This window comes from Pseudomonas sp. RIT778, assembly GCF_019718735.1.
Taxonomy (GTDB): Bacteria; Pseudomonadota; Gammaproteobacteria; order Pseudomonadales; family Pseudomonadaceae; genus Aquipseudomonas; species Aquipseudomonas aphyarum.
Map to the genome: position 1 here is coordinate 13,857 of NZ_JAIHBA010000021.1, position 17,251 is coordinate 31,107.

The 17,251-nt window shown below is 60.2% G+C and carries 14 protein-coding genes; 10 read left to right on the forward strand and 4 right to left on the reverse strand.

Features of this window, described 5'->3' with window-relative positions; translation table 11 throughout:
* Window positions 1-7 precede the first annotated feature (7 nt).
* Window positions 8-568, reverse strand: coding sequence for a response regulator transcription factor (locus tag K5E37_RS15615; protein ID WP_003221630.1), 561 nt, complete (start codon window positions 566-568; stop codon window positions 8-10).
* Window positions 561-1,823: an ATP-binding protein gene (locus K5E37_RS15620; RefSeq protein WP_011332442.1), complete on the reverse strand. Its 1,263-nt coding sequence runs from the start codon at window positions 1,821-1,823 to the stop codon at window positions 561-563. Before K5E37_RS15620 ends, K5E37_RS15615 begins: the two co-directional genes overlap by 8 nt.
* Before the next feature lie 316 nt (window positions 1,824-2,139).
* Between K5E37_RS15620 and K5E37_RS15625 the strand changes: the two genes are divergently transcribed.
* On the forward strand, window positions 2,140-2,856 hold the full coding sequence (locus K5E37_RS15625; protein ID WP_085729587.1) for an SIMPL domain-containing protein: 717 nt from the start codon (window positions 2,140-2,142) through the stop codon (window positions 2,854-2,856).
* A 73-nt stretch (window positions 2,857-2,929) separates the two neighbouring features.
* Here K5E37_RS15625 and K5E37_RS15630 read toward each other — a convergent pair whose 3' ends face one another.
* Window positions 2,930-3,289: a DUF6124 family protein gene (locus K5E37_RS15630; protein ID WP_221534384.1), complete on the reverse strand. Its 360-nt coding sequence runs from the start codon at window positions 3,287-3,289 to the stop codon at window positions 2,930-2,932.
* 876 nt (window positions 3,290-4,165) lie between these two features.
* On the opposite strand from K5E37_RS15630, the gene K5E37_RS15635 reads away from it, so the two are divergent.
* The 9 genes from K5E37_RS15635 to K5E37_RS15675 all read left to right on the forward strand — a co-directional run bounded on the left by K5E37_RS15635 (window position 4,166) and on the right by K5E37_RS15675 (window position 16,799).
* Window positions 4,166-5,767: an ABC transporter substrate-binding protein gene (locus K5E37_RS15635; RefSeq protein WP_221534385.1), complete on the forward strand. Its 1,602-nt coding sequence runs from the start codon at window positions 4,166-4,168 to the stop codon at window positions 5,765-5,767.
* A gap of 260 nt (window positions 5,768-6,027) precedes the next feature.
* Window positions 6,028-7,653: an ABC transporter substrate-binding protein gene (locus K5E37_RS15640; protein WP_221534386.1), complete on the forward strand. Its 1,626-nt coding sequence runs from the start codon at window positions 6,028-6,030 to the stop codon at window positions 7,651-7,653.
* A 299-nt stretch (window positions 7,654-7,952) separates the two neighbouring features.
* On the forward strand, window positions 7,953-9,551 hold the full coding sequence (locus K5E37_RS15645) for an ABC transporter substrate-binding protein (RefSeq protein ID WP_085608058.1): 1,599 nt from the start codon (window positions 7,953-7,955) through the stop codon (window positions 9,549-9,551).
* A 177-nt stretch (window positions 9,552-9,728) separates the two neighbouring features.
* A complete protein-coding gene (locus tag K5E37_RS15650; RefSeq protein WP_007953663.1) occupies window positions 9,729-11,144 on the forward strand; it encodes an OprD family porin in 1,416 nt (471 codons plus the stop codon).
* A gap of 78 nt (window positions 11,145-11,222) precedes the next feature.
* Window positions 11,223-12,818 carry an ABC transporter substrate-binding protein gene (locus K5E37_RS15655; RefSeq protein WP_007953664.1) on the forward strand — a complete coding sequence of 532 codons (1,596 nt, stop codon included), beginning with the start codon at window positions 11,223-11,225 and terminating at the stop codon, window positions 12,816-12,818.
* A 73-nt stretch (window positions 12,819-12,891) separates the two neighbouring features.
* Window positions 12,892-13,902 (forward strand): ABC transporter permease subunit, encoded by a 1,011-nt coding sequence (locus K5E37_RS15660; RefSeq protein WP_007953665.1) that lies wholly within the window; start codon window positions 12,892-12,894, stop codon window positions 13,900-13,902.
* A gap of 11 nt (window positions 13,903-13,913) precedes the next feature.
* Complete coding sequence (locus tag K5E37_RS15665) at window positions 13,914-14,840, forward strand: ABC transporter permease subunit (protein ID WP_085608057.1); 927 nt, start codon at window positions 13,914-13,916, stop codon at window positions 14,838-14,840.
* Between the two features lie 10 nt (window positions 14,841-14,850).
* Complete coding sequence (locus tag K5E37_RS15670; RefSeq protein WP_007953667.1) at window positions 14,851-15,819, forward strand: ABC transporter ATP-binding protein; 969 nt, start codon at window positions 14,851-14,853, stop codon at window positions 15,817-15,819.
* Window positions 15,819-16,799: a peptide ABC transporter ATP-binding protein gene (locus K5E37_RS15675; protein ID WP_007953682.1), complete on the forward strand. Its 981-nt coding sequence runs from the start codon at window positions 15,819-15,821 to the stop codon at window positions 16,797-16,799. The genes K5E37_RS15670 and K5E37_RS15675 overlap by 1 nt, the downstream gene beginning before the upstream one ends.
* 107 nt (window positions 16,800-16,906) lie before the next feature.
* Here K5E37_RS15675 and K5E37_RS15680 read toward each other — a convergent pair whose 3' ends face one another.
* Window positions 16,907-17,167, reverse strand: a complete 261-nt coding sequence (locus K5E37_RS15680; RefSeq protein WP_221534387.1) for a hypothetical protein — start codon at window positions 17,165-17,167, stop codon at window positions 16,907-16,909.
* Window positions 17,168-17,251: the final 84 nt, after the last annotated feature.

Genomic DNA, 17,251 nt, shown 5'->3' on the forward strand with positions numbered 1-17,251 from the left:
CGCAGGTTCAGCGACGAACCGGGCGCTTCTGCAGTTTGCGCTGCAGGGTGCGGCGGTGCATGCCCAGGGCGCGGGCAGTGGCTGAGATGTTGCCTTCGTGCTCGGTCAGCACACGCTGGATGTGCTCCCACTGCAGGCGATCCACAGACATCGGGTTTTCCGGCACCAGGCTGTCGAGGTCGGCGTGTTCGGACAGCAGCGCTGCCAGCACATCGTCGGCGTCGGCCGGTTTGCACAGGTAGTTGCAGGCGCCGCGCTTGATCGCTTCAACCGCGGTGGCAATGCTCGAGTAACCGGTGAGGATCACCACGCGCATTTCCGGGTCCAGCTCCAGCAGTTTCGGCAGCAGGACCAGACCGGAGTCGCCGTCCATTTTCAGGTCCAGCGCGGCGTAGTCCGGCAGATCGGCCTGGGCGATGGTCAGGCCTTCCTCGGCGGAACCGGCGGTGCTGACGCGGAAACCACGGCGAGCCATGGCGCGGGCCATCACCCGGGTGAAGGTCGCGTCGTCATCGACCAGCAGCAAATGCGGCAGTTCTTCGCCTTCGACTTGGATTTCGTCACTCATGTTGCTCTCCTCGGGCGCCGTGGGGCAGGCGCAGCTCGGTGAGCGTGCCGCCTTCCTCATGACTATAGAGTTTCACTGAGCCGCCGGCACGTGTCACGCTGGCCTTGCTCAAAAACAGGCCCAGGCCGAAACCTTTGCCCTTGGTGGTAAAAAACGGTTTGCCGATCTGCTCGGCGATGGCCAGCGGCACACCGGCGCCATGATCGCGGATGCTGATGGTCAGGTCTTCGGCGGTCCAGTCCAGGGTCACCTGAAGGTTTTCCGGGCAGGCGTCGGCGGCGTTGTTCAACAGATTCAACAGGGCCTGGGTCAGATCCGGTGGCGGCGCCACGCGCGGCAACGGGCCCTGGCCCAGACGCTGGAAGCGATAACTGGCCTCCGGGCGCATCAGGTGCCAGCGGTTGAGCGCCTCGTCGAGCCATTCGGTGACGTCCTGCATCTCCACCGCCATCCGGCGATTGGCTTCGGCGGCGCGCACCAGTTGTTGCAGGGTCTCCTTGCAGAGCTTCACCTGATCCTTCAGCACCTTCAGGTCTTCCTGAAGCATTGGATCGTGATGATCCTGCTGCATTTCGTTGAGCAACACGCTCATGGTCGCCAGCGGTGTACCCAGTTCATGAGCGGCGCCAGCGGCCTGAGTCGCAACGGCCAGCAACTGCTGATCGCGCAGGCCTTCTTCACGGCGGATCGCCCGTAACTCCTCCTGCCGGCGCAGCTCTTCGGCCATGCGCGCGGCAAAGAAGGTGATCACCGCTGCCGCGAGGGCAAAACTCAGCCACATGCCGTAAATCTGCAGGTTCTCCCGGGCGACCGGCAGGGTTTCCAGCGGATAGAAATGCGTCAGCATCAGCGTATACAAGGCCAGCGCAATACCCGACAGCACCACCGAATACCGCCATGGCAGCGTCACCGCAGCGATGGTCAGCGGCACCAGATAATACGAAACGAACGGGTTGGTCGAACCACCGGAGAAATACAGCAAGGCACTGTGGATAACCAGATCGCAGGCCAGTTGCAACGCGTATTCGAGCTCGGTGACCGGCCACGAAGTACGCAGACGCACAGCGGTGAACACACACAGCAGAATCGAACAGCCGAGGGTCATCACCAGTTGCACCCACGGCAACGGCAACAGATCCAGCCAGTAGGCCAGGCCCACGGAACCGGCCTGCGCGGCGAGCACCAGGGTGCGGATGAAAGTCAGCCGCCAGAGGTTCTGGCGAGTGGCGGAAGTCAGTTGTACGGGGGCGAGCATGAGCTCTCCTGATGAGCGCTCCAGGCGGATCGCACGGAGTATAACCAAGGCGCGGGCTTGAGAGGCGAAAGTGCGGCAAACGACCACATGGCGCAAAGATTTTCTGCGGCTATAAGGGCGTCTTCGCGAGCAAGCTCGCTCCCACAGGGGAACGCGTCCCAAATGTGGGAGCGAGCTTGCTCGCGATTGGCTGCGCAGCAGCCACCAGCCATCTGTATAGAAGTTGTAACTGGGCGAACCGGATCATAAAAGCTAGAGTCTGATGGTTTCACGCAGGCCCCCGAACCATCACCTGCGCCCTCATCAAGGAGCTTTCATGCACACATTTCGCCGCAGCGCCGCCCTTCTCGCCCTGACCGTCGGCAGCGTCGCCAGCCTTCCGGCCCTGGCCGCCGATGAGCTGCACTACAACCAGATTTCCCTGCGCGCCGAAGTCAGCCAGGAAGTGGCCCGCGACCTGATGATCGTGACCCTCTACACCGAAGAACAAAACACTGACCCTGCCAAACTCGCCGCCGACGTCAGCACCACCATGAACAAGGCCCTGGCCCAGGCCAAGCAGGTCAAAGACATCACCCTGCGCCAGGGCAGCCGCAACAGCTACCCGATCTACGACACCAAGGGCCAGAAAATCACCGGCTGGCGCGAACGCGCCGAACTGCGCCTGGAAAGCGCCGACTTCGCCGCCCTGTCCAAACTCACCGGCGAGTTGCTGACCGACCTGAAAATGGGCGGCATGGACTTCGCCATCGCCGACCCGACCCGCAAGGCCAGCGAAGACAAACTGCTGAAAGAAGCCGTCACCGCCTTCAAGGCCCGCGCACAACTGGCCACCGACGCTCTGGGCGGCAAGGGCTACAAAATCGTCAACCTGAACCTCAACAGCAACGGCTTCCCACAACCGTACATGCGCGCCCCGATGATGATGAAAGCGGCTGGCATGGATTCCGCACCCGTGACGCCTGAAGTCGAAGCCGGCACCAGCCAGGTCAGCCTGACCGCTGATGGCTCGATTGAAGTGTTGATGCAGTGATTGAATGACGGCTGAATGAAAAACCGGCGATCAGTGATGAGCGCCGGTTTTTTTATGCCCGGGATTTGGGTTATCAGGTTTGCGGATCAACCCGATCCAGCGCGCGGCTCACTGCAAGCTCGGCCAGCATGATGATCTGCTGGATACCGAGCGCCGTACTGCGCTGCGGGCCCGAAAGCTCATTGGCGAAATTGCTGGCGATGGTATTGGCCGAGGCCAGGGATTCGCAGGCATTGGCCAGCAGGCTTTCGGTGTCGACGTTGGGCGTGACCATATACATCGTGCTCGGGCGCGGTTTGGAAGGGTTGGGGCAAAGATAGAAATCGAGGGCGCGTTTGATGGCTTCGCGGTTGCGAGCGAGGTCTTCGGCGCGCATGGCTTCTTCGAGGGGCGTGGGTGATTCGAGGGGTGGGTCGGGGACAACCTTGTTCATTGATTAACTCCTTGCTGACTTGAAGCCACCAAATGCCGTTCTCACGCGGCGAAGAGGTGGCAGCTATGTGCGGGGTGAGAAACCGGGCAAGGAGATTCCGGCCAGACCGAGGTCTGCCCGCACACGGCCGCCATAAATCAATTACAGGCAGCAAAAGCTGGCGGCAATTATGGTCGGACTGACGTTTTAATAACACTCACTTGCCAGGGTTCTCACACCCAATCACAGAGTTTTCTGCGACAACCAAAGACTAGGGATCGTGCTTCCGACGGACAACCTGAAAACCTTGTGGGAAGGTTCGGTGAATCCCACACATCTTTAAACATTCGAAAATGGAACGTGGAGCGTCCCGGGCTGCATTCCCACGCGGAGCGTGGGAACGATCAAACAGTCCGTAGTTGCCTTCAGCTTTCTGCTTTCCGCTTCTCGCTTCTCGCTTCCCACCACTCAACACGATGAGCGTTAGCTCGAGTACCGCTTTTGACGTGCCGGCCCCATCGGAAGGCTGAGTGGAGGGATTCATCCGGGGGGGGGAGCGCAGCGACCGTGCGGCGAAGCCGCATGCATCGAGAGGAGGTGCAGCGAAGCAAACCGTAGGCGATGCCCCCGGATGAATACCGGAACGAAGGAACCCCGAGCCCCAGCGAGGGGCCGAACGCCGGGGCCCAAGACCTTTGGTTACTTTGGGGCGTTTGCCAAAGTGACCCGCCGTAAGGGCGGAACCATAAGAAGCCGTTACCGCAGCAACGGATATGCCCCCAACCACCCCAGATATACCGAGACAGACACCTCACCTAGAAAAACGATATTTCCGCGTCCCCCAGCACCCCAGCTACCCTCCCCCACCACAACCACCTCAAAACCCACGGGCCAGACATGCAAAGACTCACCCTGAAACCACTCCTGATCACCCTCGCCCTGGCAACTACCGCACCCTTCGCAAACGCAGCAACAACCCTGGTGTACTGCTCCGAAGCCAGCCCCGCAGGCTTCGACCCCAGTCAATACACCAGCGGCACCGACTTCGACGCCTCCGCAGAAACCGTCTTCAACCGCCTAACCCAATTCAAACGCGGCGGCACCGAAATCGAACCCGGCCTGGCGACGAATTGGGACGTAACCCCGGACGGCCTCCAATACACCTTCCACCTACGCCAAAACGTAAAATTCCACACCACCGACTACTTCACCCCGACCCGAACCTTCAACGCCGACGACGTCCTGTTCACCTTCCAGCGCCTGCTCGATCCGGAGAACGCCTTCCGCAAGGCCTACCCCGCCGAATCCCCGTACTTCACCGACATGGGCCTGAACACCACGATCAAATCCGTGGAAAAGCTCGACGAAAACACCGTGCGCTTCAACCTGAACAACGTCGACGCCGCCTTCGTGCAAAACCTCGCCATGAGCTTCGCCTCGGTGCAATCGGCCGAATACGCCGCCCAACTGTTGAAAGAAGGTCACGCCGCCGACCTCAACCAGAAACCGGTCGGCACCGGCCCGTTCGTGTTCAAGCGCTACCAGAAAGACGCGCAGATCCGCTACGCGGCAAACAGGGATTACTGGAAACCCGAGGACGTGAAGCTCGACAACCTGGTGTTCTCGATCACTCCGGACGCCGCCGTACGCCTGCAAAAGCTCAAGACCGGCGAATGCCAGGTCAGCGGCTACCCGCGCCCGGCCGACATCGAAGTGATGGAAAAAGACCCGAATCTGCGAGTGTTGAAGCAGGCCGGTTTCAACCTCGGCTTCCTCGCCTACAACACTACCCACCCGCCGCTGGACCAGCTCAAAGTGCGCCAGGCACTCGACATGGCCATCGACAAACCGGCGATCATCAAGGCGGTTTACCAGAGTGCCGGGCAGCTGGCGCAAAACGCCTTGCCGCCAGCGCAATGGTCGTTCGATCCGAACATAAAAGACGCGCCGCACGACCCTGTCAAAGCCAAGGCGCTACTCAAGGAAGCCGGGGTTGCACCCGGTACAACCATCAACCTCTGGGCCATGACCGTGCAGCGCGCTTCGAACCCGAATGCGCGGATGTCGGCACAGATGATCCAGCAGGATTGGGAGAAGATCGGTATCAAGGCCAACATCGTCAGCTATGAATGGGGCGAGTACATCAAGCGCGCCAAGAACGGCGAACACGACGCGATGATCTACGGCTGGACCGGTGACAACGGCGACCCGGACAACTGGCTGGGCGTGCTTTACAGCTGCGCGGCGGTAAAGGGCAGCAACTACGCCAAATGGTGCGATCCGGTTTACGACAAGCTGGTTCAGCAGGCCAAGGTATCCACCGATAAATCGCAACGGGTAAAACTGTATCAACAGGCGCAACTGATCCTTAAACAGCAAGTGCCGATCACGCCGATCGCCAACTCCACGGTGTTCCAGCCGCTGCGCAAGGAAGTCACTGAATTCAAGATCAGCCCATTCGGTCTAACCCCCTTCTATGGCGTGGGTATAAATAAGTAACACCCGGCCCCAATCCGGCGCGCACAACGTGACCAGTGCACCGTTTTGGGGCTTCGTTTGCACCGTAAAAACCGTCCGCAAACGGTCAAATGCGTCAGAAGTTATACGGATGCGACATTAAGGTACGTTCGTGCCACGCTTTGACGCCGCCGAGCGCTCTGGATCTTGCATTGGGTATGGGCCCTGCATAAGTATCCGCAGGCACGACTCACGAGGTCGTACCTCACAACTAAAAAATGACAACAAATCATGAGGCCAACATGCTTAAACACGCGGTCATTCCGTTTTTAGTCGGCGCAGGCTTGTTAGCCTCCGCACCTTTCGCCACCGCTGCGACTAACCTGGTGTTCTGCTCCGAAGGCAGCCCGGCCGGTTTCGATCCAGGCCAATACACCACCGGAACCGACTTCGACGCCTCAGCCGAAACCATGTTCAACCGTCTGACCCAGTTCGAGCGTGGCGGTACCGCCGTGATTCCTGGTCTGGCGACCAAGTGGGACATCTCGGATGACGGCCTGACTTACACCTTCCACCTGCGCGAAGGCGTCAAGTTCCACACCACCCCGTATTTCAAGCCGACTCGTGAGTTCAACGCCGACGACGTGCTGTTCACCTTTAATCGCATGATTAACAAGGATGACCCGTTCCGTAAGGCGTACCCGACCGAATTCCCGTACTTCACCGACATGGGGATGGACACAAACATCACCAAGATCGATAAAGTCGACGACCACACCGTCAAGTTCACCCTGAAAGAAGTCGACGCCGCGTTCATCCAGAACATGGCCATGAGCTTCGCTTCGGTTCAGTCCGCCGAGTACGCAGCCCAGCTGCTGAAGGAAGGCAAGGCTGCCGACATCAACCAGAAGCCGATCGGCACTGGTCCATTCGTGTTCAAGAGCTACCAGAAAGACTCCAACATCCGCTACACCGGGAACAAGGACTACTGGAAGCCTGAAGACGTGAAGATCGACAACCTGATCTTCGCCATCACCACCGACCCGTCGGTACGTATCCAGAAGCTGAAAAAGAACGAATGCCAGGTCACCCTGTTCCCTCGTCCGGCCGACCTCGCGGCACTGAAAGCCGATCCTACGCTGAAGATGCCTGACCAGGCTGGTTTCAACCTGGGCTACATCGCCTACAACGTGATGGACAAGGTCAAGGGCAGCAACGAGCCTAACCCGCTGGCCGACCTGCGCGTTCGTCAGGCGCTGGACATGGCTGTGAACAAGCCACAGATCATCGACTCGGTTTACCAGGGCGCAGGCCAACTGGCTGTCAACGCCATGCCGCCGACCCAGTGGTCCTACGACACCACCATCAAGGACGCCAAGTACGATCCTGAGAAAGCCAAGCAGCTGCTCAAGGAAGCCGGCGTCAAGGAAGGTACCGAGATCGTCCTGTGGGCGATGCCCGTTCAGCGTCCGTACAACCCGAACGCCAAACTGATGGCTGAAATGCTTCAGTCCGACTGGGCGAAGATCGGCCTGAAAGTGAAGATTCAAAGCTACGAATGGGGCGAGTACATCAAGCGCTCCAAAGGTGGCGAGAACCAGGGCATGCTGATTGGCTGGAGCGGTGACAATGGTGATCCGGACAACTGGCTCAACGTGTTGTTTGGTTGCGACTCCCTGAGTGGCAACAACTTCTCCAAATGGTGCGACAAGAAATTCGACGGCCTCGTGAAAGAAGCCAAGCGCACCACTGACCAGGCCAAGCGCACCGAACTCTACAAAGAGGCGCAACACGTCCTCAAAGATGCAGTCCCTATGACACCTATCGCTCACTCGACGGTGTATCAACCCATGCGCGCCAACGTGCAGGACTTCAAGATCAGCCCATTCGGCTTGAACTCCTTCTACGGCGTCAGCGTCAGCAAATAAAGAAGCAGCGGCGACGTTTTCAGCGTCGCCGCTGTTTTTTTTGCCGAGAAGTCAGGAATTTGCCTACAGCCTTTTCCAACCGGTCTTACCAGATTGGTTTAGGACGTGTTGCCTTTTCCTACGAGTCTTTAGGACTCAGCGCATTTACTGCCAGACCCACGGCCCCTACCGTCGGGTTCTGACCAGTGACTGCGTGGGCTATCGGTTTTGCTGCCGTATTGGTTTGAGCTCAATGTCGCCACAACTTCCCTGGACGGGATCGCGGCGCATTGAAAAACACTAAGAAAAGAGGGAGCGTCATGCGCCATACCTTGGTTTTTTCCGCATTGCTGGGCGCCGGCCTGTTGGCCGCCACGTCCGCCAGTTACGCCGCCAGCAACAGCCTGGTGTTCTGCTCCGAAGGCAGTCCGGCCGGTTTCGATACCGCGCAGTACACGACGGCGACCGATAACGACGCCGCCGAGCCGCTGTACAACCGACTGGCCGAGTTCGAAAAAGGCGCGACCAATGTCGTACCGGGCCTGGCAACCAGCTGGGATATTTCCGAGGATGGTCTCAAGTACACCTTTCACCTGCGTGAAGGTGTGAAGTTTCATACAACGCCGTACTTCAAACCTACGCGCGATCTCAACGCCGACGACGTGCTGTTCACGTTTAACCGCATGCTCGATCCGCAACAGCCTTTCCGTAAGGCTTATCCGACCGAGTTTCCGTATTTCAACGGGATGAGCCTCAACAAGAACATCGCCAAGGTCGAAAAGACCGGGCCGCTGACCGTGCAGTTCACGCTCAACAGCGTCGACGCCGCGTTCATCCAGAACATCGCCATGAGCTTCGCCGCCATCCTGTCTGCCGAATACGCCGACAAGCTGCTGGCCGAAGGCAAGCCGAGCGACATCAACCAGAAGCCGATCGGCACTGGTCCGTTCGTGTTCAAGAGCTACCAGAAAGACTCGAACATCCGTTACACCGGCAACCCGCACTACTGGGATCAGAGCCGGGTGAAGCTGAAGAACCTGATTTTCGCGATCAATACCGACGCTTCGGTACGTGTGCAGAAGCTCAAGGCCGGCGAATGCCAGATCACCCTGCACCCGCGCCCTGCCGATGTGCCGGCACTGAAGAACGATCCGACACTGCAATTGATCGAGAAGCCGGGCTTCAACCTCGGCTACATCGCCTACAACGTGCGCCACAAGCCGTTCGATCAGCTCGAAGTGCGTCAGGCGCTGGACATGGCAGTGAATAAACAGGGGATTCTCAACGCTGTTTATCAAGGCGCCGGCCAACTGGCCGTCAACGCCATGCCGCCAACCCAATGGTCCTACGACGACACCATCAAGGACGCCGCCTACAACCCGGAAAAAGCCAAAGAGCTGCTCAAGGCTGCCGGCGTCAAGGAAGGCACCGAGATCACCCTGTGGGCGATGCCGGTACAACGGCCGTACAACCCGAACGCCAAACTGATGGCCGAGATGCTCCAGGCGGACTGGGCCAAGATCGGTCTGAAAGTGAAGATCGTCAGCTACGAATGGGGCGAGTACATCAAGCGCACCAAAAATGGCGAGCACGACATCAGCCTGATCGGCTGGACCGGTGACAACGGGGATCCGGACAACTGGCTCGGCACGCTGTACAGCTGCGACGCCATCGGCGGCAACAACTACTCCATGTGGTGCGATCCGGCTTACGACAAGCTGATCAAACAGGCCAAGGTCGTCACCGACCGTGACCAGCGCACCGTGCTCTACAAACAGGCCCAGCAACTGCTCAAGCAGCAAGTGCCGATCACGCCTGTCGCTCACTCGACGGTCAACCAGCCACTGAGCACCAAAGTCGAAGGGTTCAAAGTGAGCCCGTTTGGTCGCAACGTGTTTTCGGGTGTCAGCATCGATTAAACACAAAACCGATTAGCCGCAATGCTGAGGGGGCCGTCTACCCCCTCACGCAAGCGCTTTGCCGAAATTCGCCAATCAGGCCTTTTGCAAACGTTTGCGATGTGTGAATGAGTTCTAAACCAATAACCGGCCAACCCAAAAAAGCCGGCATAAAAAGAAAGTAAAGGAGCTTCACCCATGAAACTGAGCAATACCGCGATATTGGCCTTGGCCATCAGCAGCATCACCGCCACGGCTTACGCGGAAACCCAAAGCCAGGCGTTCACCCCGGTGACCGTCAACGAGAAGAGCGCCCAGGCTGAAGCCACCGGCTTCCTCGAAGGTCAGTCGATCAGCGGCTCGACCCGTAACTGGTACGCCAACGAACAACTGAAACGCGGCGGCAAATTCACCTATCGCAAGGATGGCGTGGCCACCCCGACCGACCGCCGTATCAACTGGGTGCAAGGCACCATCGTCAAGTACAACTCGGGCTTCACCGAAGGCACCGTCGGTTTCAGCACCGAAGTGGCGGCGTACAATGCCATCGCGCTGGAGCGTGATCGCGAGAACCTGGCGTCCAACAACGGTGGCGCACCGGGCACCCGTCCAGGCGCGGGCAACAACCGTACCCTGACCCGTGAAGGCGGCGAAGCCCAGGGCCAGTGGAGCAAAGTCGGCCTGGCCAACGTCAAGGCGCGCATCTCCAACACCACCCTGACCGCCGGCCGCATGAACTTCAGCAGCCCGCAGGTCGACGTGATCGGCAACCGTCCGCTGCCATCGAGCTTCGAAGGTGTTGCGATCCACAGCGAAGAGCTGAACAACCTGTCCTTCGACCTGGCCTCGTTCGACCGCGTTTCGCCGCGTACCGAAGAAAGCCTGAGCAAGTTCCGCTCCGAATACGGCGCGATCGATGCCGAAGCCGACCACGTCCACACCGGCGGCATCTCGTACCAGCCGTTCGCCAGCCTGACCACCAGCCTGTGGGGCACCCAGGCCGAAGACCTGTGGAACCAGTACTACTTCGGCGCCACCCACGTGCTGGGTGACAGCTCGGTTCTGGCTCTGACCACCGGTCTGAACTACTACAAGACCGTGGACGAAGGTAAGAAAAAACTGGGTGAAATCGACAACGATACCTACTCCCTGTCGTTCGGTCTGACTCACCAGGCGCATACCCTGACCTTCTCCTACCAGGAAGTGAACGGTAACGAGTACTTCGACTACCTGCACGAAACCAACGGCATCTACCTGGCCAACTCCCTGCTGTCGGACTTCAACGGCCCGAACGAGAAATCCTTCCAGGTGGCCTACGGTCTGAACATGGCCGAATACGGCGTGCCAGGCCTGAAGTTCAACATCTACCAGGCCCGCGGCTGGGGCATCGACGGCACTCACTACAAGGGTGGCGGCTACGATGGCGTGCAGTCGATGGACGGCGAGCACCACTATGAATACGGCATCGGTGCCGCTTATGCGGTACAGAGCGGTCCTCTGAAAGCCACCACCGTTCGTGCGACCTACACCGCGCACCGCGCGAGCGAGAACCAGGCTGACGGCAGCATCAACGAGTTCCGTCTGGTGACCACCGTTCCATTCAACATCCTGTAAAAACGCCAGCCGACGGCTGACTCAGTGACGAGTCGGCCGTTCGGCTTTTTGTCTTCAACCGATTGCAGAGGGTTCTTGATGAAAATGCTTCCCCTACGTGCGGCCATCGCGGCTGCGTTGCTGAGTGTCGCTGTCGGCGTCTCGGCCAAACCCTTGGTGGTCTGCACCGAAGCCAGCCCGGAAGGCTTCGATATGGTCCAGTACACGACTGCAGTCACTGCCGACGCGGTGGCCGAAACCATCTTCAACCGCCTGGCGGACTTCAAGCCCGGCACCACCGAAGTGATTCCGGCGCTGGCCGAGTCCTGGGACATCAGCGAAGACGGCCTGACCTACACGTTCCACCTGCGCAAAGGCGTCAAGTTTCACACCACCGAATATTTCAAGCCGACCCGCGACATGAATGCCGACGACGTGGTCTGGAGTTTCCAGCGTCAGCTGGACCCGAATCACCCGTGGCACAAGCTGTCGAGCGTGGGCTTCCCGTACTTTGAAAGCATGGGCTTCAAGGAACTGCTGAAAAGCGTCGAGAAAGTCGACGACAATACCGTCAAGTTCACCCTGACCCGTCGCGAAGCTCCGTTCCTGGCCGACATCGCCATGGCGTTCTCCTCGATCTACCCGGCCGAATACGCCGACCAGTTGCTCAAGGCCAACAAGACCGGCGACCTGAACAACAAACCGGTCGGCACCGGCCCGTTCATCTTCCAGCGTTACGCCAAGGACGCCCAGGTACGCTTCAAGGCCAACCCGGACTACTTCCGTGGCAAGGCGCCAGCTGACGCGCTGATCCTGGCGATAGCCACCGACAACAACGTGCGTTTGCAGAAGCTCAAGGCCAATGAGTGCCAGATCGCGTTGTATCCGAAACCGGATGACATCCCGAGCATCAAGAAAGACAGCAACCTGAAAGTCGATGAAATGGACGCAATGACCGTCTCGTACATCGCCATGAACACCACGCACAAGTACATCAGCGACGTGCGGGTGCGCAAAGCGATCGACATCGCCTTCGACAAGGAAGCCTACGTCAACGCCCTGTTCGGCAAAGGCAACGCCTCGGTCGCGGTCAACCCGTACCCGCCGACCCTGCTGGGCTACAACCACGACCTGAAGAACCCGCCACGTGACCTCGACGCCGCCCGCAAGCTGCTCAAGGAAGCCGGCGTACCGGAAGGCACCGTGTTTACCCTGTTTACCCGCAACGGCGGCGGCCCGACCAACCCGAACCCGATGCTCGGCGCGCAGATGATGCAGGCTGACCTGGCGAAAGTCGGGATCAAGATCGACATCCGCGTCATGGAATGGGGCGAGATGCTTAAACGCGCCAAGGCCGGCGAACACGACATGGTTTCGGCCGGATGGGCGGGCGACAACGGCGACCCGGATAACTTCCTGACGCCTATGCTCAGTTGCGAAGCCGCCAAGAACGGCGAAAACTACGCTCGCTGGTGCAACGAGAAATTCCAGGCCCTGCTCGACGAAGCACGGGCTAAAGTAGATCCGGCCGAACGCGCCAAACTGTATGAAGAAGCGCAAGTCATCTTCAATCAGGACCAACCGTGGATCAGCATGGCCCACACCCGCATGTTCACCGCAATGCGCAACAACGTAGAGGGTTATCACATCAGCCCTCTGACAACCAATAACTTCGCCACCACCCAGGTGAAGTAGATAAGAAACTCCCGGCGCCCCTGACCCCAGGGTCGCCGGGCACGCCTAACCGGCTGATGAGGTACCACACACGATGTTTAGTTTTATTGCCCGCCGACTGGGGTTATTGATCCCCACGTTTTTCGGCATCACCTTGCTGACTTTCGCGTTGATTCGCATGATTCCCGGCGACCCCGTGGAAGTGATGATGGGCGAACGTCGGGTCGACCCCGAAATGCACGCTCAGGCAATGGAACGCCTCGGTCTGAACAAACCGCTGTACGCCCAGTACCTGGACTACATCGGCAAACTGGCCCATGGCGACCTCGGCGAATCCCTGCGCACCCGTGAGAGCGTATGGACCGAGTTCACCTCCCTCTTCCCGGCGACCCTGGAACTGTCCATGGCCGCCCTGCTGTTCGCCGGCATCCTGGGCCTTCTGGCCGGGGTGATCGCGGCACTCAAGCGAGGATCCCTGTTCGACCACGGGGTGATGGGCATCTCCCTCGCGGGTTATTCGATGCCGATCTTCTGGTGGGGCCTGATCCTCATCATGTTCTTCTCGGTGAGCCTGGGCTGGACCCCGGTGTCCGGGAGGATCGACCTGCTTTACGACATCGAGCCGCGCACCGGCTTCATGCTGATCGACACCCTGCTGGCCGATGACATGGGCGCGTTCCTCGATGCCCTGCACCACCTGATCCTGCCGGCCATCGTGCTCGGCACCATCCCGCTGGCGGTGATCGCGCGGATGACCCGGTCGTCGATGCTCGAAGTACTGCGTGAAGACTACATCCGCACCGCCAAGGCCAAAGGCCTGTCGCCGTCGCGCGTGGTGTTCGTACACGGCCTGCGCAACGCGCTGATCCCGGTACTGACCGTGGTCGGCCTGCAAGTCGGCACCCTGCTGGCCGGTGCGGTCCTGACCGAAACCATCTTCTCCTGGCCCGGCATCGGTAAATGGCTGATCGAAGCCATTGGCGCCCGGGACTACCCGGTTGTGCAAAACGGCATCCTGTTAATCGCCTGCCTGGTGATTCTGGTCAACTTCGTGGTGGATATCCTCTACGGCTTTGCCAACCCACGCATCCGTCATCAGCGCTGAGGTCAATACCCATGAGCACTCCAACTTCCTCAGTAGTCACCGCCGCCACCGCCGTGGATCAAAGTCTGCTGTACCCGTCACCGTACAAAGAGTTCTGGCAGGCTTTCGCCAAGAACAAGGGCGCCGTCGCCGGCCTGCTGTTCATGCTGCTGGTAATTTTCTGCGCGATCTTCGCGCCGTGGGTCGCCCCGCATAACCCGAGCGAGCAATACCGCGACTTCCTGCTGACGCCGCCGGCGTGGCTCGAAGGCGGGCAGATGCAATTCCTGCTCGGCACCGATGAACTGGGTCGCGACCTGCTGTCGCGTCTGATCCAGGGTTCGCGCCTGTCGCTGCTGATCGGTCTGTCGTCGGTGGTGATGTCGCTGATCCCGGGGATCCTGCTGGGTCTGTTTGCCGGTTTCTTCCCGAAAATGGTCGGCCCGACCATCATGCGTCTGATGGACATCATGCTGGCCCTGCCATCGCTGCTGCTGGCCGTGGCGATCGTCGCCATCCTCGGCCCTGGCCTGATCAACACCGTGATCGCGATTGCCGTGGTTTCGCTGCCGTCCTACGTGCGTCTGACCCGTGCCGCCGTGATGGGTGAGCTGAACCGCGACTACGTGACCGCCGCGCGCCTGGCCGGTGCCGGTCTGCCGCGCCTGATGTTCATCACCGTGCTGCCGAACTGCATGGCACCGCTGATCGTTCAGGCGACCCTGAGCTTCTCCTCGGCGATCCTCGATGCCGCCGCCCTGGGCTTCCTCGGCCTCGGCGTCCAGCCGCCAACCCCTGAGTGGGGCACCATGCTGGCTTCGGCCCGCGACTACATCGAACGCGCCTGGTGGGTGGTGAGTCTGCCTGGTTTGACCATTTTGCTCAGCGTGCTGGCAATCAACTTGATGGGCGACGGCCTGCGCGATGCGCTGGACCCGAAACTCAAGAACGCCGCCTGAGGAGATTCCCATGTCACTGTTAGAAATCAAGAATCTCAACGTTCGCTTCGGCGACAAGAACGCCACCCCGGTCGTCGACGGCCTCGACCTGAAAGTCGACAAGGGCGAAGTTCTGGCGATCGTGGGCGAGTCGGGTTCCGGCAAGTCCGTGACCATGATGGCGCTGATGGGCCTGATCGAGCACCCGGGGATCGTCACCGCCGACTCGCTGAGCTTCGACGGCAAGAACATGCTCAAGCTGAACAACCGCCAGCGTCGGCAGATCGTCGGCAAAGACCTGGCGATGGTGTTCCAGGACCCGATGACCGCGCTGAACCCGAGCTACACCGTCGGTTTCCAGATCGAAGAAGTGCTGCGCCTGCACCTGAAAATGTCCGGCAAGCAAGCGCGCAAACGTGCGATCGAGCTGCTGGAAAAAGTCGAAATCCCGGGCGCCGCCAGCCGTATGGACGCCTACCCGCACCAACTGTCCGGCGGTATGAGCCAGCGTGTGGCGATTGCCATGGCGATTGCCGGCGAGCCGAAACTGCTGATCGCGGACGAGCCGACCACCGCACTCGACGTGACGATTCAGGCACAGATCATGGACCTGCTGCTGGCGTTGCAGAAAGAGCAGAACATGGGCCTGGTGCTGATCACCCACGACCTCGCCGTGGTGGCCGAAACCGCCCAGCGCGTGTGCGTGATGTACGCCGGTCAAGCCGTTGAAGTCGGTCAGGTGCCGCAACTGTTCGACATCCCGGCCCACCCGTACAGCGAAGCGCTGCTCAAGGCGATTCCGGAACACAGCCAGGGTGCCGAGCGTCTGGCCACTCTGCCGGGCATCGTTCCCGGCCGTTACGACCGCCCGCAAGGCTGTCTGCTGTCGCCGCGCTGCCCGTACGTGCAGGACAGCTGCCGCGCGCAGCGTCCGACCCTTGACCCGAAAAGCAACAGCCTCGCCCGCTGCTTCTATCCGTTGAACCAGGAGGTGGCGTAATGGCCGTCGTACTTACCGCCCGCGACCTGACCCGTCACTACGAAGTCTCCCGTGGCCTGTTCAAGGGCCATGCGACCGTACGCGCCCTGAACGGCGTGTCGTTCGAGCTGGAAGCCGGCAAGACCCTCGCCGTCGTCGGTGAATCGGGCTGCGGCAAATCCACCCTCGCCCGCGCCCTGACCTTGATCGAAGAGCCATCGTCCGGTTCCCTGAAAATCGCAGGCCAGGAAGTGGCCGGCGCCGACAAGGCTCAGCGCAAACAACTGCGCAAAGACGTGCAGATGGTGTTCCAGAGCCCGTACGCTTCGTTGAACCCACGGCAGAAAATCGGCGATCAACTGGCCGAACCGCTGTTGATCAACACCAACCTGTCGGCCGCCGAGCGTCGCGAGAAAGTCCAGGCGATGATGAAGCAGGTCGGCTTGCGTCCCGAGCACTACCAGCGTTATCCGCACATGTTCTCCGGCGGTCAGCGTCAGCGTATCGCGCTGGCCCGCGCCATGATGTTGCAACCGAAAGTGCTGGTGGCGGACGAACCTACTTCCGCACTGGACGTGTCGATCCAGGCGCAGGTGCTGAACCTGTTCATGGACATGCAGCAGGAGTTCAACACCGGTTACGTGTTCATCTCGCACAACCTGGCGGTGGTGCAGCACGTGGCGGATGACGTGATGGTGATGTACCTCGGTCGCCCGGTGGAAATCGGTCCGAAGCACGACATCTACGCCCGTCCTCTGCACCCGTACACCCAGGCGCTGCTGTCGGCGACTCCGACCATCCACCCGGATCCGGACAAGCCGAAAATCAAGATCGTCGGCGAGCTGCCCAACCCGCTGAACCCACCGCCTGGCTGCGCGTTCCACAAGCGCTGCCCGTACGCCACCGCGCGTTGCAGCAGCGAAGAGCCGGCCCTGCGCCAGCTCGACACGCGTCAGGTCGCGTGCCACTACGCCGAGCAATTCCTCGACGGCGCGGCATGAAAAAACCCGCCCCGTTTCCCGGGGCGGGTTGTTGATGAGTTGACCAAACCCCTTCTGCCCCGATTGCGCATCGATCGGGAAAGAAGGGGTTTTCTTTCGCCCGGAATCTACGTCTGGCTATCGCCTTCGTCCGGATCGTCGGTGTCCGGCTCATCGGTGGTCGAGTCGTCATCGTCGGCGCTGCCACCCTGACCCTGATCGCCCGGCTCGGACGCGGACTTGGCCAGCATCAGCGCGCTGTGCCCCACCTGCCCGCTGGAAGCCTGGGTATCGTGATCCTCGCACTCGGCCCAGGCCGTCGCGGTGCCGAGGGACAGCATCACCATCACTTTCAACAGCAGCAAAACGCGTAGCAACCTGTTTTTCATAGCCGAGTCCATCCTGTTCCAGGTGAGAAATTCATGCTGACCTGACGCTGATTGAAATCTAGTTCCGATCCGCCGGGTTCACCA

Bases quoted from the DNA above. Each gene is read 5' to 3' on its own strand.
- K5E37_RS15615 (WP_003221630.1), bottom strand. From the start codon at position 568: ATGAGTGACGAAATCCAAGTCGAAGGCGAAGAACTGCCGCATTTGCTG.
- K5E37_RS15620 (WP_011332442.1), bottom strand. From the start codon at position 1,823: ATGCTCGCCCCCGTACAACTGACTTCCGCCACTCGCCAGAACCTCTGG.
- K5E37_RS15625 (WP_085729587.1), top strand. From the start codon at position 2,140: ATGCACACATTTCGCCGCAGCGCCGCCCTTCTCGCCCTGACCGTCGGC.
- K5E37_RS15630 (WP_221534384.1), bottom strand. From the start codon at position 3,289: ATGAACAAGGTTGTCCCCGACCCACCCCTCGAATCACCCACGCCCCTC.
- K5E37_RS15635 (WP_221534385.1), top strand. From the start codon at position 4,166: ATGCAAAGACTCACCCTGAAACCACTCCTGATCACCCTCGCCCTGGCA.
- K5E37_RS15640 (WP_221534386.1), top strand. From the start codon at position 6,028: ATGCTTAAACACGCGGTCATTCCGTTTTTAGTCGGCGCAGGCTTGTTA.
- K5E37_RS15645 (WP_085608058.1), top strand. From the start codon at position 7,953: ATGCGCCATACCTTGGTTTTTTCCGCATTGCTGGGCGCCGGCCTGTTG.
- K5E37_RS15650 (WP_007953663.1), top strand. From the start codon at position 9,729: ATGAAACTGAGCAATACCGCGATATTGGCCTTGGCCATCAGCAGCATC.
- K5E37_RS15655 (WP_007953664.1), top strand. From the start codon at position 11,223: ATGAAAATGCTTCCCCTACGTGCGGCCATCGCGGCTGCGTTGCTGAGT.
- K5E37_RS15660 (WP_007953665.1), top strand. From the start codon at position 12,892: ATGTTTAGTTTTATTGCCCGCCGACTGGGGTTATTGATCCCCACGTTT.
- K5E37_RS15665 (WP_085608057.1), top strand. From the start codon at position 13,914: ATGAGCACTCCAACTTCCTCAGTAGTCACCGCCGCCACCGCCGTGGAT.
- K5E37_RS15670 (WP_007953667.1), top strand. From the start codon at position 14,851: ATGTCACTGTTAGAAATCAAGAATCTCAACGTTCGCTTCGGCGACAAG.
- K5E37_RS15675 (WP_007953682.1), top strand. From the start codon at position 15,819: ATGGCCGTCGTACTTACCGCCCGCGACCTGACCCGTCACTACGAAGTC.
- K5E37_RS15680 (WP_221534387.1), bottom strand. From the start codon at position 17,167: ATGAAAAACAGGTTGCTACGCGTTTTGCTGCTGTTGAAAGTGATGGTG.